A 26,059-nucleotide genomic window follows, 5' to 3' on the forward strand; every position below is an offset into this window, starting at 1 on the left:
CCCGCCGCCCATAGGGCCTACCCGGTGGCGAGCGACACCTCGGTCGACTTGATCAGAGCGGTGACCCGGCTGCCCTCGGCGAGCCCCAGCTCCGTCGCCGCGTCCTGGGTGATGGCGGCCGTGAGCTCCTGGCCGCCGCCGATGTCGATGACGACGGTGGCCATGGCGGCCCCGAGAGTGAGGCGGCTGACGGCGCCCGGGAGGCGATTGCGGATGCTCAGCCCCGAGACCTCCCCGGTGGCCAGCGCCACCTCGGTGGCCTTGGCCAGCGCCGTCACCTCGGAACCCGCTCCGATGCCGAGTTCCCTCACGGCGCTCATGGTCATGGCGGCCGTCACCATCTGCCCCCCGGACAGCCGCCCCTGGACCGTGGCCATGGCCTCGCCAGGCGTCACGGACACGACGGTGGCGGGGAGCTGATTGCGGATGCTGAGGCTCATGTGTGCACCACCCCGGAGGCGGAGGTCGAGGGCCTGATACCGCTCACCCTAGGCACCCGCCCGAGGATCCGCGCGCCGAGCACACCGGCCCGGCCCCATACGCCGCCCAGGGCTGGGCGGCGCCCCCGCACCCCCTCAGCCGCACCCAGCCACCCCACCCCCCACGTACGATCGGACGAATGTGCCGCTCTCCCGCCGACCTCGTCCGTGAATTCCACCTGGCCTTCGGCCTCGACGCCCGTGAGACCCCCACCGAGGTCTCGCCCACCGCCAGGACCTCCTGGCCGAGGAGTGCGCCGAAGTGGCCGAGGCGAGCGCCCACAGCGCCCTCGGCCACCTCGCCCACGAACTGGCCGACGTCGTCTACGTCGCCTACGGCACCGCCCTGGTCCACGGCATCGACCTCGACGAGGTGATCGCCGAGATCCACCGGGCCAATATGACCAAACTCGGCCCCGACGGCCGCCCCACCCTCCGAGCCGACGGCAAGGTCCTCAAGGGCCCCCACTACCAGGCCCCCGACATCCCGGCCGTCCTCCGCCGCCAGGGCTGGACCGACGCGGCCGAATAGGTGTCCCGTCCGGCCGGGGCGACTGGAAATCCTCGGTGCGGCGACCGATGGTGATCGCTAACGTGCTCGAAATGGTGACCTACGACGAGCTCACGCAACCGGAACGCCGAGTGTGGGATGCCTTTCCAGCCGGCGTCGCTGTCGACTTCCGCGCCGCGCCCGAGGAGGACCCGGCGGAAGGCGTGGGTTGGGGGTCGGCGCGAACGGTGCGGGGCGAGGTGCTGCGCGCTCTTCTGCTCAGTCACCCCACCACCGCTGGGGAGGTGGCGAAGGTCGACGTCCGGGGAGCGCGGATCTCGGGACAACTGGACCTGCGGCATGGGGACATCACCTGCCCTGTGCACCTGACCCACTGTTACTTCGACGCCGAACCCGATCTGTACGCCGCTCGCCTCGGCGAGCTGCACCTGTGGCGGTCCGTCCTGCCGGGACTGGCCGCGGTCGGAACCCAGTTCGACAGCTTTGTCGCACTGAGCGAGTGCCGAGCGACCGGAATGGTCAGCTTCAGCTTGGCCCGGATCGCGCGCACCCTCTACCTGGACCAGCTGCGGGCCGAATCAGCCCATGCCGAGGAGCAGGGAGTCGCCGTCGCGCTGAACCACACGGTGATCGGCGACGCGGTCGTGGCTACCGGGATGTCCGCCCGTGGCGAGGTCCGCTTGGACGGAGCAACGGTGACCGCTCAGGTTTCGCTGTCTTCGGCCCGGTTGCACAATCCCGGTGGCATGGCGCTGAACGCCGAAGGGCTCACGGTGGGGTCCGACCTGACCGTGCGCGGACTGTACGCCCAGGGCCGCATCACATTGCGCAGCGCCCGTATACCCGGGCAACTGGACCTGACAGAGGCCCGCCTGTCCAACCCTGACGGTATGGCACTGCGCGTCAGCGGCGCCGTCATCGGCGAAATGTGGCTGCGCGGCGCCGCCCCGATCGACGGCATCGTGAATCTCCGCCGCACCCAGCTCCAATTGCTCTACGCGGAACCGGCGTTGTGGCCGGAGCAAGTCCGGCTCGGCGAGCTCACCTACACCACTCTCCTGCCACATCTGCCCGCAGCCGATCGGCTGCCGTTGCTGGAGCGCGAGGAGTACCTGCCACATGCCTACCAGCAGTTGGCCGCCGCCTATCAGCGCGTCGGCGACGACGCGGCCACACGCCTGGTACAGCTCGCCAAGCACCGACGCCACCGCACGACTCTCCCCGCGTACGCCCGAGCGTGGAGCTGGGCCCAGGACATCACCGTTGGCTACGGATTCCGCCCTCTCCGCGCGGCTGCCTGGCTCGGCGCACTCCTGCTGATCGGCACCCTCACCTACGCCCTGCGCAACCCCGCTCCGCTCAAGCCGGGAGAGGCCCCCGACTTGAACCCGCTGTTCTACACCTTCGACCTGCTCCTGCCGATCATCGACTTCGGCCAAGAGCGCGCCTACGCGCCGCACGGTTGGTCTCAGTGGCTGAGCTACGCGCTGATCATCAGCGGCTGGCTCCTCGTGACCACGATCGTCGCCGGCATCACCCGAGCCATCAGCCGGTCTTAAGGCATGTTCGACGAATCCGGGGCCTCATGGCGAACAACGGCGGTTGCCACTCCAATAGCCCGGAAACGAGTCAGGGGCCCGATCCGCTTTCGCGGATCAGGCCCCTGACCTGGTGTTCCTTCAGTCGGGGTGGCGGGATTTGAACCCACGACCTCTTCGTCCCGAACGAAGCGCGCTGCCAAGCTGCGCTACACCCCGAAGCAACGAGCTCTACTTTAGCGGACCTGTGGCCAGAGACGAAATCCGGTTTTCGAGGTCCCGCAGGTCGGGGCGGTCCGGTGGGTGGGGTGGGGTCAGGGGGTCTGGGGGGTGAGGGTGAGCAGAGTGGCTTCCGGGGGGCAGGCGAAGCGGACCGGGGTGTAGCGGTTGGTGCCGCAGCCCGCGGAGACGTGGAGGTAGGAGGTGTGGCCGCCGGCCTGGTGCTGGGAGAGGCCCTTGACCCGGCGGGCGTCGAGGTCGCAGTTGGTGACCAGGGCGCCGTAGAAGGGGACGCACAGCTGGCCGCCGTGGGTGTGCCCCGCGAGGATCAGGGGGTAGCGGTCCGCGGTGAAGGCGTCGAGGACACGCAGATACGGGGCGTGGACCACGGCCAGGGAGAGGTCGGCGCCCGACTCGGGGCCGCCGGCCACCTCGGCGTAGCGGTCGCGCTTGATGTGGGGGTCGTCGAGGCCGGTGAGGGCGATCTCGATGTCCTCCAGCTTCAGCCGGCCGCGGGTGTTGGACAGCCCGACCCAGCCGGCCGCGTCGAAGGCGTCGCGGAGCTCCGTCCACGGGTTGTGAATGGCGCCGACGACCGGGGGGTTGCCGTTCAGGCCGTGCTTTCCGCTGGCCTTCTCCAGCAGATAGCGGGCGGGGTTGCGCGGCTTCGGGCCGTAGTAGTCGTTCGAGCCGAAGACATACGCACCGGGGAACTCCATCAGCGGGCCCAGCGCGTCCAGGACCTCCGGCACGCCCTCCGGGTCCGAGAGGTTGTCCCCGGTGTTCACCACGAAGTCGGGGCGCAGTCCGGCCAGGGACTGGAGCCAGCGCTGCTTCTTGCGCTGGCCGCTCACCATGTGGATGTCGGAGACCTGCAGGACACGCAGGGGGCGCATCCCGCGTGGGAGCACCGGCACGGTGATCCGCCGGAGCCTGAAGGACCGGACTTCGAAGCAGGCGGCGTAGGCGAGACCGGCCGCGCCGACCGCCGTGATTCCCAGGGGTACTCCGTATCGCGCGCGCATGTCGTCCATGGTCGCAGAACGCCGTCGCGGGAGAAATCTTCGGGTGATTCCCGGCCAGTGCTGGCACACTCGACGCCATGACCACCACGCTCAAGTCCAGGCTGCAGGGCGATCTCACCGCGGCGATCAAGGCGCGCGACGAGTTGCGCTCCTCGACTCTCCGGCTCACCATCACCGCGATCACCAAGGAAGAGGTCGCGGGCGAGAGCGCACGTGAGCTGTCCGACGCCGAGGTGGAGAAGATCGTCGCGCGGGAGGCCAAGAAGCGCCGTGAGGCCGCCGAGGCGTTCGAGAAGGGTGGACGCGCCGCGCAGGCTGAGCGGGAGAAGGCGGAGGGCGAGGTGCTCGCCGAGTATCTGCCGAAGCCCCTTACGGATGACGAGCTGAACGCCCTGGTGGCCGAGGCCGTGCGGGAGGCCGCGGCGGGCGGCGCGGAAGGGCCGCGGGCCATGGGCGCCGTGATGAAGATCGTGAACCCGAAGATCGCGGGGCGGGCGGAGGGCGGCCGGGTCGCCGCCGCGGTGAAGCGGCAGCTCGCGGGCGGGTAGTCCCCGCTCGGAGGGCGCCTTGTCGCGTTGTGTTATGGGCCGCGTGCTCAGCGTGCTCCGTGTGCTCAGCGTGCTCCGTGCGTTCCGCCATTGGGCGCATACGTAAGAAGGGCGCACACATAAAGAGTGGGTGCACATATAAGAGGTGCACATATAAGAAGGGGGCCGGACATCTCCGTCCGGCCCCCTTCAGCGCTCGATCACGAGCCACCGCTACCGCGGGAAGTTCCAGCCACCGTTCCCGTTGCCGTTCCCGCCGTTCCCATTGCCGCCGCCGATCAGGTCCGGCGGCAGGGAGATGTCCGGCCACGGGTTGTCCTGGCCGCCGTTGTCGCCGTTGTCGTTGCCCCTGTCGCGGCCCGGCTTGTGGTCGCCCGGCTTCTTGCCGTCGTGGGGCTTGCGCTGGTTCGGGTCCTTGATCTGGACGTTCACGAAGTTCGGCGCCGGCTTGCCGTCGAGCGCGCCGCTCATCGCGTCCTTCCAGATCGGGCCGGGGGTATCCGCGCCGTAGACCTTGTCGTGGGGGACGCCGCCGATGGTGATGTTCTCCATCTTGACGCCCTTGGAGCCCGGGCCGCCGACCCACACCGCACCGGCCATGTTCGGGGTGTAGCCGACGAACCACGCGGCCCTGCGCTCGTCCGTCGTACCCGTCTTACCGGCGCTCGGGCGGCTCTGGAGCCCGGCCTGCTTGCCGGTGCCGTCCTCGACCACTCCGCGCAGCAGCGTGTTGATGGTGTCCGCGGTCTTCTCCGACATCGCGCGGGAGCACTTCGACTGTGGGACCTTCAGCTTCTTGCCGCCGGGGCCGGTGATCGACTCGATGAAGACCGGGGAGCAGTAGACACCGCGGTTGGCGAAGGTCGCGTAGGCGTTGGCCATCGTCAGCGGGGAGAAGCCCTCGGAGCCGAGGGTGACCGAGGGCACCTGGTTGTGCTCCTGGCCGTCGGCGCGCTTCGCCCCCATCTTGTCGGCCATCTGCGTCACCGGGCAGACCCCGATGTCGCTGATCAGCTGGACGAAGTAGGTGTTGACCGACTTGGCGGTCGCCTCCTTCATCCCGTACGGGCCGACCTCCTTCTCGTTCTCGTTCTCGACGGTCGCGCCCTCGTCGTTGCTCCAGGTGCCCTTGCAGGTGGTGACCGGGCTCGGATACTTCATCTTGTACGGCGAGGAGTAGCGCTGGTACGGCTTCTTGCCCTGCTCGATGGCGGCCGCCGCGGTGATCGGCTTGAACGTGGAGCCGACCTGGAAGCCGTAGTTCGAGCCGCCCATGGACTTGTCCGCGGACAGGTTGATCTGGGTCTCGTTCTCGCCGAAGCCGTACGGCCTGGACTGGCCCATCCCCAGCACCTTGCCGGTGCCCGGCTCGACCAGCGTCACCGCGGTGGCCACCGGGTCGGACTGGTAGACATGCTTCTTGATCGACGTCTGGACCGACTCCTGGGCCTGCGGGTCGAGCGTCGTGCGGATCGTCAGTCCGCCCTGGGTCCAGCGCTTGGCGCGCGCCTCCGCGGTCTTGCCGAAGGTCGGGTCGTTGAGCAGGGTCTCGCGGACGTAGTCACAGAAGAACCCGGCGCCCTTGACGGCCGTGATGCAGCCGCTCCTGGGCATGCTGACCTTGAGGCCGAGCGGCTTCTTCTGGGCCGCGGCGGCCTGCGCCGGAGTGATGTCCTTCACCTCGGCCATGCGCCGCAGCACGGTGTCGCGGCGTGCCTTGGCGGACTTCGGGGCGTTGATCGGGTCGTAGCGGCTGGGCGACTGGACGAGACCGGCCAGCAGCGCCGCCTGCTCCAGCTTCAGATCCTTGGCGGACTTGCTGAAGTAGCGCTGGGAGGCCGCCTCGATGCCGTATGCCTGCTGCCCGAAGAAGGTGATGTTCAGGTAGTTCTCGAGGATCCGCTTCTTGCCCAGTTCCTTCTCGACCTTGATCGCGTACTTCAGTTCCTTGATCTTGCGGCCGATGGACTGCCGGGTGGCCTGGGCGACCTTCTCCTTGTCGTTGCCCGCCTCCTCGACGAACACGTTCTTCACATACTGCTGGGTCAGGGTGGAGGCGCCCTGGGAGACCCCGCCGTCCTGCGCGTTGCTGTTGACCGCGCGCAGCACGCCCTTGAGGTCGACCGCCCCGTGCTCGTAGAAGCGGGCGTCCTCGATCGCGACGATCGCCTGCCGCATGTACGGCGAGATGTCGTTCAGCTCCACGATCGTCCGGTCGCGCGAGTAGACCTTCGCGATCTCCCCGCCCTTGGCGTCCAGGATCGTAGTCCGCTGGCTGAGCGGCGGTGTCTTGAGATTGGCCGGAATTCCGTCGAACTCCTCGACCGTTCCCTTGGCCGCGAGGCCGAGCGCCCCGACGGCGGGAAGCGCGAGCCCGGCCATCACGGCACCGGCCAGCGCGCTGACGCCGAGGAACTTGGCGGCCTGTTGAGCGGCGGACAGCCCTCCGCTCGAGCGCGTGTTTCCCATAGGACGCAGCCTACGTCTCGAATCGCCGGACAGGGGACCGGGTGTTCGCATAAGCTGTTTCACGCCAGTCACAGCTGTGTGGCTGAGCCACACCTCCACCCTCACTCAAGTGAGTGATGAGACCTGCCCGGATTGCGGCCCCTGTCCTGAGCTGCCCGTTGTTCGGTGCGTGAACTGCCCGGATTTGCACTAGTAATCGCAAATGTCGTCAGCTCACTCCGTTGGGTGATCTGCCGCGTACCCATAGTCCGTTCGGACCATCCAAGATTGGGCCTGCAGGGGGTGTTGCGCTGTGTCTCGCTTCCGTAACGTCCTCAACTGGCGACGGTGAATATGCCGTTTGTCGCCGTGGGGGAGCTCCGATTCGGGAGAGGACGGCGCCAGCATGGGCTGGGTAACCGACTGGAGTGCGCAGGCCGCCTGCCGCACTACTGATCCAGATGAACTGTTCGTCCAGGGCGCGGCACAGAACAGGGCCAAAGCGGTCTGCACCGGATGCCCGGTGCGCACCGAGTGCCTTGCGGATGCCTTGGACAACCGCGTGGAGTTCGGTGTGTGGGGAGGGATGACCGAGCGCGAGCGGCGAGCACTGCTGCGCCGCCGGCCGACGGTGACCTCCTGGCGCAGGCTCCTGGAGACCGCGCGCATCGAGTACGAGCGCAGCGCGGGGATTCTGCCCTTCGACGACGAGGACTACGAGCGCTTCGCCGCGGTCGGATAGTTCGCCATCACCTCACCCACCTCTCGTCTCGGCACGAGTGGGGGTGCGAGTACGGGCGCGCCTCGTCAGGGGCGGGTACGGGTACGCGCACGCCTCCGAGCACGACCGCGGCCCTGGCCGCGGTCGGCCGTGGGGCTGTGGGGGCGCGTGTGACACGGCGTCGGGTGACCTGGCTCCCTGTGGCATGGCATGGTGGTGACATGGCCTGGTAGTGACATGCCAACAGGCCATCGCGGACCGGGGGTTGGTCCGCCGCCTAGGCCATTGGTGCCGCCTTCGGCCACCGGTGACGCCCTGGGCTGACGGCTCGGCCACGGCTCGGCCGACGGTGACTGTGGCCTGCCTGCCCGCGTGTGGGCCGTGGGTTTGTCTGTGGGTGCCGTAGGCCGCCAGCCGGGCAGCCGTGTCCGCCGGAGCCCCGGAACCTGAGACCCCGGAATCTGAGGCCCCGAAGCCCGAGGCGGAACCTGATACCTCGGAGCCCCAGGCCCAGCTGTGGCGCCCGTGCGCCATGCGGTCCATCACCGCTGTCGCTGTTCGCTGTGCGTGCTGTCTGTCGTGCTGTTGTGCGTCTCCGTCCATGCGAGGGCGGCCGACCGCCCGGCGGGCACCGACTCAGCCCGCCACGCGATTGGTCCGCTCCGGCGGGACCGCGAGGCGTTCGCCGATCGCCCGCAGCCCTGCCAAGTCGTGTACGTCGCCAGGGAGTGCGGCCACTTGGGCCACCGGAACCTCGGGGTGGAGCGCCGTGAAGCGGTCGTGTGTGCGCTGCTCGCGTCCGAGCACCTGCATACGCTCCGCGTGCAGCCGAAGCAGTCCCGCGGCGAGCCGCTCCGCCGACGAGTCCGCCGACGTGGGGGAGACGTCGGGGTCCACTGCCGAGGGGTTCCGCGCTTGAGCATTCCCTGAGGGGGGATCGACAAATCCGCTGTCGGCAAGATTTTCTGCCCCGGCGCCGTTCTTGGCCGGATCGATTCCCTCCGCGGCGTTCGCGAGCGCATCGTCCGGATCCGCGGGCTCGACCGCCAGGGTCAGGATCTCCGCGGCGGCCAACGCACGTTCCGCCGACAGCTGTTCGGCCCCGCTGCCGTGCACCCGGTTCAGTACCAGTCCGGCCAGCGGCATCTGGTCCGCGGCCAGCCGTTCCACGAAGTACGCGGCCTCCCGCAGGGCGTCCCGCTCGGGCGCGGCCACCACGAGGAAGGCCGTACCCGGAGCCTGTAGGAGCCGGTAGGTGGCCTCCGCGCGAGTACGGAATCCGCCGAACATGGTGTCCATCGCGGCAGCAAACGTCTGAACGTCGCGCATCAGCTGCCCGCCGAGCACCTTGCTGACCGTGCCCGTCATCATCGAGACGCCCACGTTCAGGAACTTCATCCCGGCCTTGCCGCCCACCTTGGCCGGGGCCATCAGGACCTTGATGAACTTCCCGTCCAGGAAGGAGCCGAGACGTTTCGGCGCGTCCAGGAAGTCCAGCGCCGACCGGCTGGGCGGGGTGTCGACGATGATCAGGTCCCATTCGTCGCGGGCCCGGAGCTGGCCGAGCTTCTCCATGGCCATGTACTCCTGCGTACCCGCGAAACCGGCCGAGAGCGACTGGTAGAAGGGGTTCGCGAGGATCGCCCGGGCGCGCTCGGGGTCGGCGTGCGCCTCCACGAACTCGTCGAACGTCCGCTTCATGTCGAGCATCATGGCGTGCAGTTCGCCGCCGTTCCCGCCGCCGACGCTCTCCACCCGGCGCGGGATGTTGTCCAGCGCGTCGATGCCCATGGACTGCGCGAGCCGGCGAGCCGGGTCGATGGTGAGGACGACGGCCTTACGGCCGCGCTCGGCGGCCCGTACCCCCAGGGCGGCGGCGGTGGTGGTCTTACCGACGCCACCGGAGCCGCAGCACACCACGATGCGGGTCTGCGGATCGTCCAGCAGGACATCGATGTCCAGCCGGGGTGCCACGTCCATGCTCATGCCGCCTCCTGCGTACGACTCGTTGTCCGTGGCGCCCTTACGGCGGGCGCCGCTCACGCCGGCCACTGCTTGCGCAGATCCGCCGCGAGCCGGTACAGCCCGGCCAGGTCGATGCCATCCGTGAGCAGCTCCAACTCGTGCAACGGCAGTCCCAGGCCGGTCAGCTCGGCGCGCTGCGCCCGCTCCAGCGCCACCCGCTCGGCGTGCTCGCGCGCCTGCTCCAACAGCGGGTCGACCAGCCGTTCGGCCATGCCGCCGCGGCGCGCACCGCCCAGGCCCGCCTGGGAGAGCGCCTTGGCGACGGCCGCGCGCTGCCCATTGGCGGCCACCTCGACGGCCTCGTGGTCGAGGATCGCGGGGCGGACCATGTTGATGATGACCCCGCCCGTCGGAAGGCCGTCGGCGTGCAGCTCGGCGATGCCGTCCGCGGTCTCCTGGACCGGCATCTCCTCCAGCAGGGTCACCATGTGGACCGCGGTCTGGGGGGACTTCAGGACGCGCATCACGGCCTGGGCCTGATTGTGTATCGGGCCGGTCCTGGCCAGCCCGGCCACCTCGTGGTTGACGTTCAGGAAGCGGGTGATGCGGCCGGTGGGCGGCGCGTCCATGACCACGGAGTCGTAGACGAAGCGGCCGTCCTTGCCCTTACGGCGCACCGCCTCGCACGCCTTGCCGGTCAGCAGGACGTCCCGCAGCCCCGGGGCGATGGTGGTCGCGAAGTCGATCGCGCCGAGCTTCTTGAGGGCGCGCCCGGCCGAGCCCAGCTTGTAGAACATATGGAGGTAGTCCAGAAGTGCGAACTCCGGATCGATCGCCAGAGCGTGCACCTCCCCGCCGCCCGGTGCGGTGGCGATCTTCCGCTCCTCGTAGGGCAGCGGCTCCGTCTCGAAGAGCTGCGCGATGCCCTGGCGGCCCTCGACCTCCACCAGCAGGGTTTGCCTGCCATCGGCCGCGAGGGCCAGCGCGAGTGCGGCGGCGACCGTGGTCTTGCCGGTTCCGCCCTTGCCACTGATGACATGGAGCCTGCTCACAGTGGGGAGCCTAACCAGTCCCCCCTCGCCCTACGCACCAGGGCCCGGCGGAGAGGCATTACAGTCGGCCCCATGACCAAGTGGGAATACGCGACCGTACCGCTGCTCGTGCACGCCACGAAGCAGATTCTGGACACCTGGGGCGAGGACGGCTGGGAGCTGGTCCAGGTGGTCCCCGGCCCGAACCCGGAGCAGCTGGTGGCCTATCTGAAGCGGGAGAAGGGCTGATGGCGGGCGGCACGGTCGAGGGCAGGCTCGCCGGGCTCGGTCTGACGCTCCCCGGGGTCGCGGCGCCCCTGGCCTCCTATGTGCCCGCGCTCCGCACCGGCCCGTACGTCTACACCTCGGGCCAGCTGCCGCTGGTCGAGGGGAAGCTGGCCGTGACCGGCAAGGTCGGCGCGGAGGTCACCCCCGAGGAGGCCAAGGACCTGGCGCGGGTCTGCGCGCTGAACGCGCTGGCCGCCGTGAAGTCGGTCGTCGGCGACCTCGACCGGATCGTGCGGGTCGTGAAGGTCGTCGGCTTCGTCGCCTCCGCACCGGACTTCACCGGCCAGCCTGGTGTCATCAACGGCGCGAGCGAACTGCTGGGCGAGGCCCTGGGCGACGCGGGCGTGCACGCGCGCAGCGCGGTGGGCGTGGCGGTGCTGCCCCTGGACGCGCCGGTCGAGGTCGAGATCCAGGTCGAGGTCGCGGACTAGCGGACGCCGGGTCGCGGACCGGCGAGCGGCCCCGCCGGCGGACCGGCGGACGCACGCGCGGGCGTACGTGGACGCGGACGGGTGTGACGGCCGGTGCGCGGACCGACCCTGGCGTGGCGCCGCGGGGGCCACTCGAACATCAGCCCGTAAGCGCATAGCATCCGGCCATGTCCACTACGAATGGCCAGTGGTACCCACCCGAGTGGCCAGAGCGGATCCGGCTCCTGTCGACCGGTGAGCTCACACCGGTGGCACCGCGCCGGGCCGCCACCGTCCTGCTGCTGCGGGACGGACCGTACGGAACGGCCGGGCAGCACGCACCACAGGACGCACAGGGCGGGGACGGGGAGCACACACCGGACGAGCCCGACGCGGCGGAGCAGCCCGGCACGGCGCGGGAGTCCGCGGGGGCGCCGGAGCCCGCAGAGGCCGCGGAAGGCTCTGAAACGCCCCCAGAGGGCGTGCAGGACGCGGCGGGAGGGGCCACCGGCCCCGCCGTCTACATGTTGCGCAGACGCGCCTCCATGGCCTTCGCCGGAGGCGCGTACGCCTATCCGGGCGGGGCCGTGGACCCGCGCGACGAGCGGATGGTCACCTGGGCCGGCCCCTCGCGGGCGCAGTGGGCGCGGCGGCTGGGCCTGGACCCGAGCGAGGGGACGCAGGCGCAGGCCATCGTGTGCGCGGCGGTCCGCGAGACCTTCGAGGAGGCGGGGGTGCTGCTGGCGGGCCCGACGCCGCACACCGTGGTCGCGGACACGACGGGGGACGACTGGGAGGCGGACCGCGCGGCGCTGGTCGCCCGGGATCTGTCCTTCGCGGAGTTCCTGGACCGCCGGGGGCTCGTGCTCCGCTCGGACCTGCTGAGCTGCTGGGCGCGCTGGATCACCCCGGAGTTCGAACCGCGCCGCTACGACACCTGGTTCTTCGTGGCTGCGCTGCCGCGGGGGCAGCGCACCCGTAATGCCTCCACGGAGGCGGACCGGACCGTCTGGATCCGTCCGGGTGACGCGGCCGACGGCTACGACCGGGGCGAGCTGCTGATGATGCCGCCCACGATCGCGACGCTGCGCCAGCTCGCGGGCTACGGCTCGATCGCCGACGCGCTGGCCGCCGCGACGGACCGGGACCTGACGCCGGTGCTGGCCCGGGCGCGGGTGGAGAACGGGGAGCTGGTGCTGAGTTGGCCGGGCCATGATGAGTTCACCAAGCACATCCCGGGAGCCACGGGGGGACCTTCCGCATGACGTACGCATCCGCTCTGCCCGGCCAGCCGCGCGGGGGCACCATCGGTGGCCCGGCCACCGACCGGGCCGTCTGCGTCCTGGCGCCGAACGCTTCGCCCATGACCCTGGACGGCACCAACACCTGGATCGTCGCCGAGCCCGATTCCGACCTCGCCGTCGTCATCGACCCCGGGCCGCTGGACGACACCCATCTCGAGGAGGTCATCGCGACCGCCGAGCGGGCGGGCAGGCGGATCGCGCTGACCCTGCTCACCCATGGCCACCCGGACCACGCGGAGGGCGCGGCGCGCTTCGCCGAGCTGACGCGGACGTCCGTAAGGGCGCTGGATCCGGCGCTGCGGCTGGGGGACGAGGGACTGGAGCTGGGGGACGTCATAACCACCGGCGGTCTGGAGCTGCGGGTGGTGCCCACGCCCGGTCACACCGCCGACTCGCTGTCCTTCCACCTTCCGGCCGACGGCGCGGTCCTTACGGGCGACACGGTGCTCGGGCGGGGCACGACCGTCGTCGCGCATCCGGACGGGCGGCTCGGCGACTACCTGGACTCGCTGCGGCGGCTGCGCTCGCTGGCGGTGGACGACGGGGTGGACACCGTCCTGCCGGGCCACGGACCGGTGCTGAACGACGCCCGGGGCGCCGTGGAGTACTACCTCGCGCATCGCGCCAACCGGCTCGCGCAGGTGGAGACGGCGGTCGAGGACGGCTACGGGACGCCGTCGGAGGTCGTGGCGCATGTGTACGCGGACGTGGACCGGTCCCTGTGGCCGGCGGCGGAGCTGTCCGTCCGGGCCCAGCTGGACTATCTGCGCGAGCACGGGCTGATCTGAGGCCGGCGTCCGGAGCCTCGTGGGCCCGCGGCTTGTGGGGCCGGCCGTTCATGAGTGCCGTAAGGGGCCCGCCGGAATCCGGCGGGCCCCTTACGGTCGGTCTTCGCGTTTCCGTCCGGCGTCAGCGGGAGCGCTTGGCCAGCCGCTCGACGTCCAGCAGGATCACCGCGCGCGCCTCCAGACGCAGCCAGCCGCGGCCCGCGAAGTCGGCGAGGGCCTTGTTGACGGTCTCGCGGGAGGCGCCGACCAGCTGGGCCAGCTCCTCCTGGGTCAGGTCGTGGACGACGTGGATGCCCTCCTCCGACTGCACGCCGAAGCGGCGCGAAAGGTCGAGCAGGGCCCTGGCGACCCGGCCGGGGACGTCGGAGAAGACCAGGTCGGACATCTGGTCGTTGGTCTTGCGCAGGCGCCGGGCGACCGCGCGCAGCAGCGCGGAGGCGACCTCGGGCCGGGCGTTCAGCCACGGCTGGAGATCGCCGTGGCCGAGGCCGAGCAGCTTGACTTCGGTGAGGGCGGTGGCGGTGGCGGTGCGCGGGCCCGGGTCGAACAGCGACAGCTCGCCGATCAGCTCGCCGGGGCCGAGCACGGCCAGCATGTTCTCGCGGCCGTCGGGAGAGGTGCGGTGGAGCTTCACCTTGCCCTCGGTGACCACGTACAGGCGATCGCCGGGGTCCCCTTCGTGGAAGAGTGCGTCACCCCGCGCGAGGGTGACCTCTCCCATGGAGGCGCGCAGCTCAGCGGCCTGCTCGTCATCGAGCGCCGCGAAGAGCGGGGCGCGCCGCAGAACGTCGTCCACGAGTCTCTCCTTGTCGACATGCACAGGGGACCGACGTCCCCATGATGCCGGACGGTAAAACAGTGCGATCAATCACAAGTTTGACGCACTGGCCTGCCGAGCTGTGCGGCAGGGGTCCGATTGGGGGCCTCTTCACGGCGGCCGGGCCGGATGTCAGTGGGTGGGCTTAGGCTGGCCGGGTGTCCAATACGCCGGTGAGAGCACAGGGCAAGGGGGCCGGACGGGTGACCGCACCTCGTAATTCCGCTGTGGGCGAACAAGGTTCCGCCGACTCGACAGAAGCCTCGAAACCGCATAAATCGGTCAAGGGCTCGAAGGGCGCCCGCCCCGAGTCCCGGCTCGCCCTCGTCCGCCGCGCCCGGCGCATCAACCGCGAGCTCGCCGACGTGTATCCGTACGCCCACCCCGAGCTGGACTTCGAGAACTCGTTCCAGCTGCTGGTGGCCACGGTCCTGTCGGCCCAGACCACCGATCTGCGGGTCAACCAGACCACCCCCGCGCTCTTCGCCGCCTATCCGACGCCCGAGGACATGGCCGCCGCCGACCCGGAGGCGCTGGAGCAGCTGATCCGGCCCACCGGCTTCTTCCGCGCCAAGGCCAAATCGCTGCTCGGCCTGTCCGCCGCCCTGCGCGACCGGTTCGGCGGCGAGGTCCCGGGCCGGCTCGAGGACCTGGTCACCCTGCCCGGTGTCGGCCGTAAGACGGCCAATGTGGTGCTCGGCAATGCCTTCGGAGTGCCGGGCCTGACCGTGGACACCCACTTCGGGCGGCTGGTGCGGCGCTGGAAGTGGACCGCCCAGGAGGACCCCGAGAAGGTCGAGGCGGCGATCGCCGCGCTCTTCCCCAAGAGCGAGTGGACGATGCTCTCGCACCGCATCATCTTCCACGGCCGCCGCGTCTGCCACGCCCGCAAGCCCGCGTGCGGCGCCTGCCCGATCGCCCCGCTCTGCCCGGCGTACGGGGAGGGCGAGACCGACCCGGACAAGGCGAAGAAGCTGCTGAAGTACGAGATGGGCGGCCAGCCTGGCCAGCGCCTGCGCCCGCCGTCCGACTACCCCGGCCGTCCCGCCGCCCCTCTGGGGGCCGCCGAGTGACGAGCACGTACGGGGAAGTGGAGGTCAGCGTCCAGGGGCTGCCCGAGTGGCTGCTCCCGGTGGCCCGGCTGGCCGAGACGATCGAGCCGCGCCAGCTGAGCCGGTTTCTGCCGCCCGCGCATGGCGGAGGCCGCCCCTCCGCCGTGCTGGTGCTCTTCGGCGAGGGCCCCGGTGGCCCGGAGCTGCTGCTCATGGAGCGCTCCGGCTCGCTGCGCTCGCACGCCGGTCAGCCCTCCTTCCCCGGCGGTGCCCTCGACCCGGAGGACGGCGATCCGGAGGAGGAGGGTCCGCTGCGCGCTGCGCTGCGCGAGGCCGAGGAGGAGACCGGGCTCGACCCCTCGGGGGTCCAGGTCTTCGCGGTGCTGCCGCGGCTCTACATCCCGGTGAGCGGCTTCGTCGTCACCCCGGTGCTGGGCTGGTGGCGCCGGCCCACCCCGGTCGGGCCGGTGGACCCGGCCGAGACGGCCCGGGTCTTCACGGTTCCCGTGGCGGATCTCACGGACCCGGCGAACCGGGCCACCACCGTCCACCCCAGCGGCCACCGCGGGCCCGCCTTCCTGGTGGGATCAGCTCTGGTCTGGGGTTTCACCGCCGGAGTGATCGATCGCATCCTGCATTACGCGGGGTGGGAGCGACCGTGGGACCGAGCCAAGCGCGTCCCACTCGACTGGCGCGCGTGAGACGGTGTTCCGGTGAATGTGCTGGACATCCTGCTGCTGCTCGCCGCCGTGTGGTTCGCGATCGTCGGCTACCGCCAGGGTTTCGTCGTCGGCGTGCTGTCGGTGACGGGGTTCATCGGAGGTGGGTTGATCGCGATCTATCTGCTGCCGCTCATATGGGACGGCACCACCGACGACAAGGCATCCCCCGGCACCGTCGGTGCCGTGGTGGCGATCGTCCTGGTGATCGTGTGCGCCTCGGTCGGCCAGGCGGCCACCACCCACCTGGGGAACAAGCTGCGGCGGTACATCACCTGGTCACCGGCGCGCGCCCTGGACGCGACCGGCGGCGCGCTGGTGAACGTCCTGGCGATGCTGCTGGTGGCCTGGCTGATCGGCTCGCTGGTGGCCCAGACCTCGCTCCCCACCCTGGGCAGGGAGGTCCGCGACTCCAAGGTGCTGCTCGGGGTGTCCCGCGTCGTTCCCGACGAGGCGAACACCTGGTTCACCGACTTCTCCTCCGTGCTCGCGCAGAACGGCTTCCCGCAGGTCTTCTCGCCCTTCGCCAACGAGCCGATCACCACGGTGCCGCAGCCCGACCCCGCGCTCGCCCAGTCGCCGGTGGCCACGCGGGCGCAGGAGAGCATCGTCAAGGTCGTCGGCACCGCTCCAAGCTGCGGCAAGGTCCTCGAGGGCAGCGGCTTCGTGTTCGCCCCGAACCGGGTCATGACCAACGCCCATGTCGTCGGCGGCGTCAGCGACCCGACCGTGCAGATAGGCGGCGAGGGCCGGCTCTACGACGCCAAGGTCGTGCTCTACGACTGGAAGCGCGATATCGCGGTCCTCGATGTGCCCTCGCTGCAGGCCCCGGCGCTGCAGTTCGCGCAGGACGACGCGCGCACCGGTGACGGCGCGATCGTCGCCGGTTTCCCGGAGAACGGCGCCTTCGACGTGCGCGCCGCCCGCGTCCGCGGCCGTATCGAGGCCAATGGCCCCGACATCTACCGCCGCTCCACCGTGCACCGCGATGTGTACTCGCTGTACGCGACGGTGCGGCAGGGCAACTCCGGCGGTCCGCTGCTCACCCCGCAGGGGCGGGTGTACGGCGTGGTCTTCGCCAAGTCACTCGACGACGCCAACACCGGATACGCGCTGACGGCGGACGAGGTGAGCGAGGACATCCAGAAGGGGCGCACGGCCGACCAGCCGGTGGACAGCCAGGGGTGTGCTCTCTAGTTTCCGGTGTCGCCGTGGCCCCGGGCCGCGCCCGGGAAACTGCTAGCGGCCGCGTGGATGGCGCAGTCGCGCCGAGACCCACCGGGCCCGGCGGCGGATGATGCGGGGAATCCCGATGTTCGGGTCATGGCCTTGGGTAGGCCCGGAGCCGCCCCGCTCGGAAACACTCAGCGCGGCATTGGCAGTAGCGGCGGCCTCGGGGCCGCGGCTGTTTGGTGCGTCACGGTAGTCGTGCGTCCAGCCCATACCTCGGTGTGTGCCCCTGACCCAAGGTCCGTAATCGCCGCTGGCTGCGGCAATTGGCCTATGCTCCAGGCAATTGGCTGTTCGAAAAACAGATGTTCGCCCATGCGTGGAAACGTGGTCGGAATGCGTACGTCCGATGACGCTCAGCGGTCGGGTTCGGGGTCCTTCAGCCAGTTGATCAGCTCGGTGGAGAAGGCCCGGGGGTCCTCCTCGTGCGGGAAGTGGCCGAGCCCGTCGAACAGCCGCCAGCGGTAGGGCGCCTCGACATACTCACCGGAGCCCGCCGCGCTGCGGGTGCGCGTCACCGGGTCGAGTGACCCGTGCAGATGCAGGGTCGGCACCCGCACCGGCCGCTTCATCCGCCGGTTGAACTGGAAACCGTCCGGCCGCGCCAGCGACCGCACCATCCAGCGGTACGGCTCGATCGAGCAGTGCGCGGTCGAGGGGATGCACATCGCCCGCCGGTAGACCTCCACCGCCTCGTCCTCGGGCAGCCGCGGTCCGGACCAGTCCCGGATCAGCCGCCCCACCGCCGCCGCGTCGTCCGCGACCAGCTGGCGCTCGGGCAGCCAGGGCCGCTGGAAGCCCCAGATATGGGAGCTGGCGGCACTCTGCTTGACGTCCGCGACCATAGCCGAGCGCCAGCGGCGGGGATGCGGCATCGAGGCCACCGCGAGCCGCCGCACCAGCTTCGGCCGCATCACGGCGGCCGTCCACGCCAGATATCCGCCCAGGTCATGGCCGACGAGCGCGGCGTCCGGCTCACCCAGCGAGCGGATCACACCGGTGATGTCGAGAGCGAGGTTGGCCGGGTCGTAGCCCCGGGGCGTACGGTCGCTGCCGCCCACTCCGCGCAGATCCATCGCGACCGCGCGGTAGCCGGCGTCGGCGAGCGCGGGCAGCTGGTGCCGCCAGGTCCACCAGAACTGCGGAAAGCCGTGCAACAGCAGTACCAGCGGGCCGTCACCCAGCTCGGCGATGTGGAAGCGCGCGCCGTTGGCCGCGACATCCCGGTGGGACCAGGGGCCGTCGAGCCGTACGACCGACGCGGAGGTATCAGGGACGGTCATGCCGACGAGCGTGTCACATCCCGCGCCGGGCGTCCGCCATTGCTCCCGGCACGCGGATGCGGCTTGACGCTCCCCAGTACGGCGGCCGTCTCCTTGGACGAGGAAATCGACCGCTTCGGCGCCTTGACCTTCTTGAACTTCAGCAGTGCCAGCAGACCCAGGATCCCGGCGAACAGCCAGTAGATCCCGCCCACGATCAGGAAGCACCAGGCGAGGCCGAGGCCGGTCCACGAGCGCATGCCGTAGGCGAGGGCGAAACTCAGCACCGGCAGCGAGAACAGCAGCAGCACCCCGGCCGCCATCCCCGCGCCGCTGCCGACCGCGGCCTTCTTGGCCCCCACCCGGAGCTCGGCCTTGGCCAGCGCGATCTCGTCGTGCACCAGCGCCGACAGCTCGGTGGTCGCCGTCGCCACCAGCTGGCCGAGGCTGCGGTTGCCGCCGTCGTCGGCTGCGCTCATCGCCATCTCCCTCTGCTCTTGTGCGTCTTACCGCTCATGTCTTGTGCGTCTTGCGCTCGCGCTGCGCCGTTCGTGCTTGGTACGTCGTCAGTGCTCGGCACGTCGTCGGTGCTTGCTACGTCTTCTGCGCATTTCTGCGGGTGTCAAGCCTCTCAGATCATGCCGGACCATCGTCGCTGGAGTCGTTCGCGGCAGCCACTTCGGCAAGCCGCCGGTGCTCGGCGGCCTTTGCCTCGTGAATGGCGGCCATCCGCAGGTGGTACGCGGGGCTGTCGAGCTCGTAGATATCCGGGATGCCGTCCATGTCCTCGTCCCGCTCCTCCTCCTGACACAGCCGCTGGTACTTGGTGTTGCGCAGTTTGAGGAGGATCCCGGCGAACAGGGCGGCGGTCAGCGAGCCGATGAGGACCGCCGCCTTGACCTCCTCGGCGAGCGTGGGGTCGCCGAGGAAGGCGAGTTCGTCGATGAGGAGGGAGACGGTGAAGCCGATTCCGGCGAGGGCGGCCACGGCGAAGACATCCGCCCAGGCCAGGTCTTCGTTCAGCTCGGCCCTGGTGAAGCGGGCGGCGCACCAGGAGCCGCCGAAGACGCCGACGGCCTTGCCCACGACGAGGCCGAGGACCACGCCGAGGGTCTCCGGGCGGGTGAAGACATCCGCCACGGCGCCGCCGGAGAGCGGCACCCCGGCCGCGAACAGCGCGAACAGCGGCACCGCCACCCCCGCCGACACCGGGCGCACCCGGTGCTCGACGCGCTCGGCGGGAGAGCGCTCCTCACCCTCCCGTACGGTGCAGCGCAGCATCAGGCCCATCGCGACGCCGGCGATGGTGGCATGCACACCGCTGGCGTGCATCAGCGCCCAGATCACCACGGCGAGCGGGACGTATATCCAGGCCGTCCGGACGCCCTTGCGGTGCAGCAGCCAGAAGAGGGCTAGCGCGGCGACCGACAGGATCAGGGCGACGAAGTTGATGTGCTGGGTGAAGAAGATCGCGATGATGACGATCGCGCCGAGGTCGTCGACGACCGCGAGAGTGAGCAGGAAGGCGCGCAGCGCGGCGGGCAGCGCGGTGCCGATCACGGCGAGGACGGCGAGCGCGAAGGCGATATCGGTGGCGGTCGGCACGGCCCAGCCCTTGAGACTGCCGCCGCCGCTCACGCTGACGATGACATAGACGAGCGCGGGTACGACCATGCCGCAGACGGCGGCGATCACGGGCAGCGCGGCGGCCTTGGGGTCGCGCAGCTCGCCCGCTACCAGCTCGCGCTTGAGCTCGATACCCGCGACGAAGAAGAAGATCGTCAGCAGGCCGTCGGTGGCCCAGGAGGCGACCGAGAGATGCAGATGCAGCGCCTGTGGGCCGAAGGAGAAGTCCCTGATGTCGCCGTAGACACCGCTGAGGGGGGTGTTGGCGAGGACCAGCGCCACGATGGCGGCCACCAGGAGGATCACACCGCCGACGGTCTCGGTGCGCAACGCGTCGATGACGAACGTCCGCTCGGGCAGCGACAGGCGTCCGAGAAACTTGCGGCTGGTGGGCGCGGCCACGGGCGGGCCTCCTGGGGGTCGAGGTGCGGATACACGTGTGGCGTATGCCGACCAGACTTCCCGGCGCTCCTGTCCATCATCTTGTCGCAATTTTTGCGCGGCAGCCACCTGCGGCAGCCACCTGCGGCAGCCACCTGCGGCGATCACCTGTGGCGGCCATCTGCGGCGGCCGCGCGTGACGGCCACCTGCGGCAGCCACCGCGAAGGGGCGCCCCCGCCAGGCGGGAACGCCCCTCGTCTGTTCGGCGCAGGTGCTGGGATCAGTCCTCGCTGGGGGCGGAGGGCAGCTTGCTCTGGATCAGCTCCATGACGGAGGAGTCGGTGAGCGTGGTGACATCGCCCAGCGCCCGGTTCTCGGCGACATCGCGCAGCAGACGCCGCATGATCTTGCCGGAGCGGGTCTTGGGCAGCTCGGCCACCGGCAGGATCCGCTTGGGCTTGGCGATCGGGCCGAGCTGCTTGGCCACATGCGCCCGCAACTCCTCGACCAGGCCCTCGTCCTCGGCCGCGGTGCCGCGCAGGATGACGAATGCGCAGATGGCCTGGGTGGTCTGCGGGTCGGTGGCGCCGACGACCGCCGCCTCGGCGACCTTGGGGTGCGAGACGAGGGCCGACTCGACCTCGGTCGTGGAGATGTTGTGTCCGGAGACCAGCATCACATCGTCGACCCGGCCGAGCAGCCAGATGTCGCCGTCGTCGTCCTTCTTGGCGCCGTCGCCCGCGAAGTAGCGCTTGTCGAAGCGGGACCAGTAGGTGTCCAGGTAGCGCTGGTCGTCGCCCCAGATGGTGCGGAGCATGGACGGCCACGGCTCGGTGAGCACCAGATAGCCGCCATGGCCGTTCGGCACCTCATTGGCCTCGTCGTCCACGACGGTGGCGGCGATGCCCGGCAGCGCGACCTGGGCCGAACCGGGCTTGGTGGCGGTGACGCCCGGCAACGGGCTGATCATGATGCCGCCGGTCTCGGTCTGCCACCAGGTGTCGACGACGGGAGTGGTGTCCGCGCCGATGTGCTTGCGGTACCAGACCCATGCCTCGGGGTTGATGGGCTCGCCGACGGAACCGAGGATCCGCAGCGAGGAGAGGTCGAACTTGGCCGGGATGTCGTCGCCCCACTTCATGCAGGCGCGGATCGCGGTCGGGGCGGTGTACAGGATGGTGACCCCGTACTTCTGGACGACTTCCCACCAGCGGCCCTGGTGCGGGGTGTCCGGGGTGCCCTCGTAGAGCACCTCGGTGGCGCCGTTGGAGAGTGGGCCGTAGACGATGTAGGAGTGGCCGGTGACCCAGCCGACGTCCGCCGTGCACCAGAAGACATCGGTCTCCGGCTTGAGGTCGAAGACGGCGTGGTGGGTGTAGGAGACCTGGGTGAGGTAGCCGCCGGAGGTGTGCAGGATGCCCTTCGGCTTACCGGTCGTGCCCGAGGTGTAGAGGATGAACAGCGGGTGCTCGGCGTCGAACGCCTCGGGGGTGTGCTGCTCCGGCTGGCGCGCCACGATCTCGTGCCACCAGACGTCGCGGCCCTCGCTCCAGTCCACCTCCTGGCCGGTGCGGCGGACGACCAGCACATTGCGCACGTTCTCGGTGCCGGGCCGGGTGAGCGCCTCGTCGACGGCGGGCTTGAGCGCGGACGGCTTGCCACGGCGGTAGCCTCCGTCGGAGGTGATGATGACCCGGGCGTCGGCGTCCTGGATACGGGTGGCGAGAGCGTCGGCCGAGAAACCGCCGAAGACCACCGAATGCGGGGCGCCGATGCGGGCGCAGGCCAGCATCGCGACCACGGTCTCCGGGATCATCGGCATGTAAATGGCGACCCGGTCACCCGACCGGACACCCAACTCGGTCAGTGCATGGGCCGCTTGGGAGACCTCCCGCTGCAACTCGGCGTAGGTGAGGGAGCGGGTGTCGCCGGGCTCGCCCTCGAAGTGGAGGGCCACCCGGTCGCCCAGGCCGTTCTCGACATGCCGGTCGACGCAGTTGTACGCCACATTGAGCTTGCCGTCGGCGAACCACTTCGCGAAGGGCGGGTTCGACCAGTCGAGTGTCTCGGTCGGCGCGGTCGCCCAGGACAGCCGACGGGCCTGCTCGGCCCAGAAGCCCAGGCGGTCCACCTTCGCCCGCTCATACGCCTCGGCCGTGACATTGGCGTTCGCGGTCAGCTCGGCGGGCGGCGCGAAGCGACGCTCCTCCCGAAGAAGGTTGGCCAGGCTCTCGTTACTCACGACATCTCCCATTCCCAGGGTGTCCGTTGTGTCCCAGGCCATAGCTCATCAGCCAACGGCACACCCTGACAAGGGCTGTCGCCGAAAATTGGTTTAGACCTCTAGTCGTGTACGTCACCGTCCCAGCTCCAGGGCGCCCTGGACGGGGTCGCCGCCCCGCTCCGCCACGCCGGAACGGCCGCTTCCGACCCGGGTGGGGGCCGCCGTGGTGGCGAGGCAGACGGGCATCGGCGCGCCATGGTCCGACCCGCCATGGTCCGGGTGGACGGGCAGAAACCTCGTCGTACCCGTGTCCAGGACATACGCCTGGGCCTCCGCCACCTGGAAATACATTCCGTGCAGCGCCAGCCCGCCCTCCGCCACCCGCCGTGCCACACAGCCGTGCTCCATCAGATGGTCGAGCTGCTGTCTCACATTGACCAACGCCAGCCGCTCCACATCGTCGGCGATCGCCCGGCTCGACAGGGCGACCTCGCCGCGCCCCAGCCGACCGATCCGCTCCATCCGTGCCAGCGCCGGTCTACCGTGGCGCAGCCAGCGCTCCAGCGGCGTCCGGTCCCCATTGGGGGACGCCCCGGGCCCGTCCGGGGGCGCCCCAGGGCCGCCGGATGCCCCGGCCCCGCCGGTGGACGTCCCGGGCTGGGACGGTGTGCGGACCGGCGCCGATGAGTCGAGCAGTGCCTGCATCGCACCGCATCCGGAGTGGCCGCACACCGTGATGCTGCTGATCTTCAGCACCTCCACCGCGTACTCGATCGCCGCCCCCACCGAGTCGCAGGAGTCATCGGCGCCCGGCGGTGGCACCAGATTGCCGACATTGCGCACGGTGAACAGATCTCCTGGGCCGCTGGAGGTGATCATGCTGGTCACCAGGCGGGAGTCGGCGCAGGTGAGGAAGAGCTGGCTGGGTCGCTGCCCCTCCCGCGCCAGCCGGGCCAGCTCATCGCGGACCAGCGGTGCCGTATGGCGCTGGAACGCGCTCACCCCGCCGAGCAGCTGACCCCCCGCGTCGCCGCCGGCGGCGACGCTCGCTCCGATGCCCGCGGCCGCCGGGGCCGGACGGGTGCAGTGGTGATCACGCCAAGGCGTCCACGGCCGGCAGGCCCGGGCGCCGTCCGCCTCCGCGACCCGCCGCGCCGCCTGTCCATCGGCCGCTGCCCGCCCGGAGCCCGCCGTAAGCCCGGAGTCCGAAGGCCGCCCGGAGCCCGAGGGCGGCCGGGAGCCCGAGGGCCGGAGGAGCACTGTGAGGAGGGTGATCGCGAGGGCCGCCACGGCGGCCATGAGTCCGGCCCGGAACGGGGCACCGCAGGCCGACGCGATGCCCAGTGAGACGGAGGCGATACCCAGTGAGAGAGGAACGGCGAACCGGAAGAGGGCGGCCGAGGCGGGGAGATCTCCCTGTCTGAAGTGGGAGACCCGGTGGATCCGGTCCAAGAGCTTCAACATTCCCGTCTCCTCCGGGGCTTCGGTCGCGGATGGGCGCGCGGCCGTGGGTCACGGCGTACTGCGGTACTGACTTCCAAGCGTTGGTAAATGAATCGTAATGCTGAGTAAAGTCGCTGGGAAGTCTTTTGGGGGAGAGTGGGTCAGTATTCCCTCTATGGGGTGAATAGTCATTTAAAACGCCTTGTTATCCCCTGTCTCTTTCTCCACTCATGCGAGTTTTGCTCCTATCCGACCGACCGGATCTCCCGGGATGGAGCGCGATACGAGGAACGAGGTGGAGGCATGAGGGTCGGAGGAGGCGGAAGGGCCAGGAGCTCATCGGCGGTCGGGCACCCTGTCTCCAGGGGCAGAAGAACCTGATCCGGGCGGTCGCGAAGCTGGGCTGGCGCTATGACGCGAGCTCACCCGGCGGGCTTCAGGTCTGGCCCCGCAGGATCCACGGCATCTGGGACTTCCCGCTGCAGCAGATCCCGGTGCCGGGCCGCGCGTTCGAGACGCTCTCCATGGACTACAACTTCCTCGCCAACAAGCCGCGCAAGAAGAAGGGCAAGCGGCCCAAGCGCTCCACCTGGGGCCGTCCGATGCGCGACGGCATGCTCGCCGCCTTCGACCGGGCGTACGAGGGCAACCGGGCGCCGCTGTTCATCGGCAATCACTTCGAGTCCTGGAACGGCGGAACGTATATGCGTGCCGTGGAGTACGTCATCAAGAAGGTCTGCCCGCGCAAGGGGGTCCGCTGCGTCTCCTTCAAGCAGCTGGCCGACTGGCTGGATGCGCAGAACCCCCGCGTCCTGGAGAAGCTGCGGGTGCTGGACGTCGGGATGCGGCCACCGGGTGACTGGAAGAACTACCTGGCCGCCGAGCCGGGGCGGACGTCCGATCGCGAAACGGCTCATGAGCGGACGTCCGGGCACCACGCGCGGACGGCTAAGCGGGAGCGGGAGTAGCCGCCGAACTCTCCTCCGGCGCGAACTCCCGCAGCCCGAAGGCGGGGTCGACCTGGGCGGCGAGGTCGGCACCCGTCTTCGCGTTCCCCCAGCTCTGCGCGTTCTTCAGATGGAAGTGCACCATCTGACGGGTGTACCGCTGCCAGTCGCGCCGCTCGTACGAGGCGTCGACCGCGCCTTGCAGTGTCCGCAGTGCCTCGCGATTCGGCGCCTCCAGCTCCTCGAACCGGGGCGCACGGCCCTTCTCCACCGCCCGGATCCAGTCTGAGTAGCCGAACGTGACCAGCAGGTCATCGCCCACCTCCGCGCGGAGGAAGTCCAGGTCGTCCGGGCCCTGCACCTTGTTGCCGACCACCCGGAGCGCCACATCGAAGTCGTGGGCGTACTCCTTGTACTGGCGGTAGACGGAGACGCCCTTACGCGTGGGCTCGGCCACCAGGAACGTCATGTCGAAGCGGGTGAAGAGACCGGAGGCGAAGGAATCGCTGCCCGCCGTCATGTCGACGACGACGAACTCGCCGCGCCCGTCGACCAGATGGTTCAGGCAGAGCTCGATCGCCCCGACCTTGGAGTGGTAGCAGGCGACACCGAGGTCGGATTCGGTGAAGGGGCCGGTCGCCATCAGCCGCACCGACCCGTTGTCGAGCGGCAGGGTGCGGGCGCAGGCCTGGTAGATGGGGTTGTCCTCGCCGATCCGCAGCAGCCTCGAGCCCTCACCCGGCGGGGTCGTCTTGATCATGGTCTCGGCGGAGGAGATCCGGGGGTTCGTACCGCGCAAGTAGTCCTTGATCAGCGGTAGATGGGCGCCCATCGCGGGCAGTGCGGCGGCCTCCGCCTCGTCGAGCCCGAGCGCCACCCCCAGATGCTGATTGATATCGGCGTCGACGGCGACGACGGGGGCGTGGGTGGCGGCGAGATGGCGGATGAACAGCGACGACAGCGTGGTCTTGCCGCTTCCACCCTTGCCTACGAAAGCGATCTTCATGTTCACCTAGCGTAGGTGAGTGATCCCGGGCCATGAGGGATTTACGTGAAGAACACCACTCCAACGAGGGGCGCCC

The 26,059-nt window shown here is 70.1% G+C and carries 22 protein-coding genes, 1 tRNA gene and 3 pseudogenes; 12 read left to right on the forward strand and 14 right to left on the reverse strand.

Translation table 11 applies throughout. The features are described 5' to 3' along the window. Nucleotides 1-17 precede the first annotated feature (17 nt). On the reverse strand, nt 18-440 hold the full coding sequence (locus LIV37_RS26705) for a TOBE domain-containing protein (RefSeq protein ID WP_020870205.1): 423 nt from the start codon (nt 438-440) through the stop codon (nt 18-20). Nucleotides 441-619: 179 nt separating this feature from the next. On the opposite strand from LIV37_RS26705, the pseudogene LIV37_RS26710 reads away from it, so the two are divergent. Then, nucleotides 620-1,011: pseudogene (locus LIV37_RS26710) on the forward strand (pyrophosphohydrolase domain-containing protein). 71 nt (nt 1,012-1,082) lie between these two features. Further along, nucleotides 1,083-2,549 carry a membrane-associated oxidoreductase gene (locus tag LIV37_RS26715; RefSeq protein ID WP_214663827.1) on the forward strand — a complete coding sequence of 489 codons (1,467 nt, stop codon included), beginning with the start codon at nt 1,083-1,085 and terminating at the stop codon, nt 2,547-2,549. Between the two features lie 124 nt (nt 2,550-2,673). Here LIV37_RS26715 and LIV37_RS26720 read toward each other — a convergent pair. Together LIV37_RS26720 and LIV37_RS26725 are read right to left on the reverse strand one after the other, a co-directional pair. Then, nucleotides 2,674-2,747, reverse strand: a tRNA-Pro gene (locus LIV37_RS26720). 95 nt (nt 2,748-2,842) lie between these two features. Continuing rightward, nucleotides 2,843-3,772 carry a metallophosphoesterase gene (locus tag LIV37_RS26725; protein WP_185057996.1) on the reverse strand — a complete coding sequence of 310 codons (930 nt, stop codon included), beginning with the start codon at nt 3,770-3,772 and terminating at the stop codon, nt 2,843-2,845. 77 nt (nt 3,773-3,849) lie between these two features. Here LIV37_RS26725 and LIV37_RS26730 point away from each other — a divergent pair, with 77 nt between their 5' ends. Next, nucleotides 3,850-4,320, forward strand: a complete 471-nt coding sequence (locus tag LIV37_RS26730) for a GatB/YqeY domain-containing protein (RefSeq protein WP_020870209.1) — start codon at nt 3,850-3,852, stop codon at nt 4,318-4,320. 213 nt (nt 4,321-4,533) lie between these two features. Here the strand turns inward: LIV37_RS26730 and LIV37_RS26735 are convergent, their stop codons facing one another. Further along, nucleotides 4,534-6,789: a transglycosylase domain-containing protein gene (locus tag LIV37_RS26735; RefSeq protein ID WP_020870210.1), complete on the reverse strand. Its 2,256-nt coding sequence runs from the start codon at nt 6,787-6,789 to the stop codon at nt 4,534-4,536. Nucleotides 6,790-7,174: 385 nt separating this feature from the next. On the opposite strand from LIV37_RS26735, the gene LIV37_RS26740 reads away from it, so the two are divergent. After that, nucleotides 7,175-7,510, forward strand: a complete 336-nt coding sequence (locus LIV37_RS26740) for a WhiB family transcriptional regulator (protein WP_020870211.1) — start codon at nt 7,175-7,177, stop codon at nt 7,508-7,510. Between the two features lie 615 nt (nt 7,511-8,125). Here the strand turns inward: LIV37_RS26740 and bagB are convergent. Together bagB and bagA are read right to left on the reverse strand one after the other, a co-directional pair. Beyond that, nucleotides 8,126-9,475, reverse strand: coding sequence for an ATPase BagB (gene bagB / locus LIV37_RS26745; RefSeq protein ID WP_121825249.1), 1,350 nt, complete (start codon nt 9,473-9,475; stop codon nt 8,126-8,128). A 53-nt stretch (nt 9,476-9,528) separates the two neighbouring features. Then, the gene (gene bagA, locus LIV37_RS26750; protein ID WP_020870213.1) at nt 9,529-10,506 is read right to left on the reverse strand and encodes an ATPase BagA; all 978 of its coding nucleotides are present in this window, start codon (nt 10,504-10,506) and stop codon (nt 9,529-9,531) included. Nucleotides 10,507-10,578: 72 nt separating this feature from the next. On the opposite strand from bagA, the gene LIV37_RS26755 reads away from it, so the two are divergent. The 4 genes from LIV37_RS26755 (at nt 10,579) to LIV37_RS26770 (ending at nt 13,275) form a co-directional block, all read left to right on the forward strand. Further along, the gene (locus LIV37_RS26755) at nt 10,579-10,734 is read left to right on the forward strand and encodes a Sp36 family protein (protein WP_020870215.1); all 156 of its coding nucleotides are present in this window, start codon (nt 10,579-10,581) and stop codon (nt 10,732-10,734) included. After that, nucleotides 10,734-11,204, forward strand: coding sequence for a RidA family protein (locus LIV37_RS26760; protein WP_020870216.1), 471 nt, complete (start codon nt 10,734-10,736; stop codon nt 11,202-11,204). Before LIV37_RS26755 ends, LIV37_RS26760 begins: the two co-directional genes overlap by 1 nt. A gap of 167 nt (nt 11,205-11,371) precedes the next feature. Continuing rightward, the gene (locus LIV37_RS26765; protein ID WP_121824474.1) at nt 11,372-12,448 is read left to right on the forward strand and encodes an NUDIX hydrolase; all 1,077 of its coding nucleotides are present in this window, start codon (nt 11,372-11,374) and stop codon (nt 12,446-12,448) included. Continuing rightward, the gene (locus LIV37_RS26770) at nt 12,445-13,275 is read left to right on the forward strand and encodes an MBL fold metallo-hydrolase (RefSeq protein ID WP_020870218.1); all 831 of its coding nucleotides are present in this window, start codon (nt 12,445-12,447) and stop codon (nt 13,273-13,275) included. The genes LIV37_RS26765 and LIV37_RS26770 overlap by 4 nt, the downstream gene beginning before the upstream one ends. A gap of 121 nt (nt 13,276-13,396) precedes the next feature. Here the strand turns inward: LIV37_RS26770 and LIV37_RS26775 are convergent, their stop codons facing one another. Continuing rightward, on the reverse strand, nt 13,397-14,071 hold the full coding sequence (locus tag LIV37_RS26775; protein ID WP_014061749.1) for a Crp/Fnr family transcriptional regulator: 675 nt from the start codon (nt 14,069-14,071) through the stop codon (nt 13,397-13,399). A 224-nt stretch (nt 14,072-14,295) separates the two neighbouring features. On the opposite strand from LIV37_RS26775, the gene nth reads away from it, so the two are divergent. From nth to LIV37_RS26790, 3 genes are read left to right on the forward strand one after another with little or no spacing between them, the layout of a single operon-like run. Then, complete coding sequence (gene nth, locus LIV37_RS26780; RefSeq protein WP_121824473.1) at nt 14,296-15,165, forward strand: endonuclease III; 870 nt, start codon at nt 14,296-14,298, stop codon at nt 15,163-15,165. Next, on the forward strand, nt 15,162-15,845 hold the full coding sequence (locus LIV37_RS26785; protein ID WP_185057997.1) for an NUDIX hydrolase: 684 nt from the start codon (nt 15,162-15,164) through the stop codon (nt 15,843-15,845). Before nth ends, LIV37_RS26785 begins: the two co-directional genes overlap by 4 nt. 12 nt (nt 15,846-15,857) lie before the next feature. Further along, entirely contained in the window at nt 15,858-17,060 is a 1,203-nt protein-coding gene (locus tag LIV37_RS26790; RefSeq protein ID WP_020870221.1) for a MarP family serine protease, read from the forward strand. Between the two features lie 42 nt (nt 17,061-17,102). Here LIV37_RS26790 and LIV37_RS26795 read toward each other — a convergent pair whose 3' ends face one another. From LIV37_RS26795 to LIV37_RS26820, 6 genes and pseudogenes are all read right to left on the reverse strand, one after another. Then, entirely contained in the window at nt 17,103-17,306 is a 204-nt protein-coding gene (locus LIV37_RS26795; protein ID WP_078956796.1) for a hypothetical protein, read from the reverse strand. Between the two features lie 143 nt (nt 17,307-17,449). Beyond that, nucleotides 17,450-18,376, reverse strand: coding sequence for an alpha/beta fold hydrolase (locus LIV37_RS26800; RefSeq protein WP_020870222.1), 927 nt, complete (start codon nt 18,374-18,376; stop codon nt 17,450-17,452). Next, nucleotides 18,373-18,834: a phage holin family protein gene (locus tag LIV37_RS26805; RefSeq protein ID WP_020870223.1), complete on the reverse strand. Its 462-nt coding sequence runs from the start codon at nt 18,832-18,834 to the stop codon at nt 18,373-18,375. The genes LIV37_RS26800 and LIV37_RS26805 overlap by 4 nt, the downstream gene beginning before the upstream one ends. A 157-nt stretch (nt 18,835-18,991) precedes the next feature. Next, complete coding sequence (gene nhaA / locus LIV37_RS26810) at nt 18,992-20,383, reverse strand: Na+/H+ antiporter NhaA (RefSeq protein WP_020870224.1); 1,392 nt, start codon at nt 20,381-20,383, stop codon at nt 18,992-18,994. 260 nt (nt 20,384-20,643) lie between these two features. Then, nucleotides 20,644-22,605, reverse strand: a complete 1,962-nt coding sequence (gene acs / locus LIV37_RS26815) for an acetate--CoA ligase (RefSeq protein ID WP_121825248.1) — start codon at nt 22,603-22,605, stop codon at nt 20,644-20,646. Between the two features lie 114 nt (nt 22,606-22,719). Next, nucleotides 22,720-23,781 (reverse strand): annotated as a pseudogene (locus tag LIV37_RS26820) (carbonic anhydrase); the annotation flags it as partial. 578 nt (nt 23,782-24,359) lie between these two features. Here LIV37_RS26820 and LIV37_RS26825 point away from each other — a divergent pair. Beyond that, a pseudogene (locus tag LIV37_RS26825) lies at nt 24,360-24,998 on the forward strand (polysaccharide deacetylase family protein); the annotation flags it as partial. Here LIV37_RS26825 and LIV37_RS26830 read toward each other — a convergent pair. Next, nucleotides 24,979-25,983, reverse strand: a complete 1,005-nt coding sequence (locus LIV37_RS26830; RefSeq protein WP_020870229.1) for an ATP-binding protein — start codon at nt 25,981-25,983, stop codon at nt 24,979-24,981. The pseudogene LIV37_RS26825 and the gene LIV37_RS26830 overlap by 20 nt on opposite strands. Between the last annotated feature and the right edge of the window lie 76 nt (nt 25,984-26,059).

It is taken from the genome of Streptomyces rapamycinicus NRRL 5491, from assembly GCF_024298965.1.
Classification (GTDB): domain Bacteria; phylum Actinomycetota; class Actinomycetes; order Streptomycetales; family Streptomycetaceae; genus Streptomyces; species Streptomyces rapamycinicus.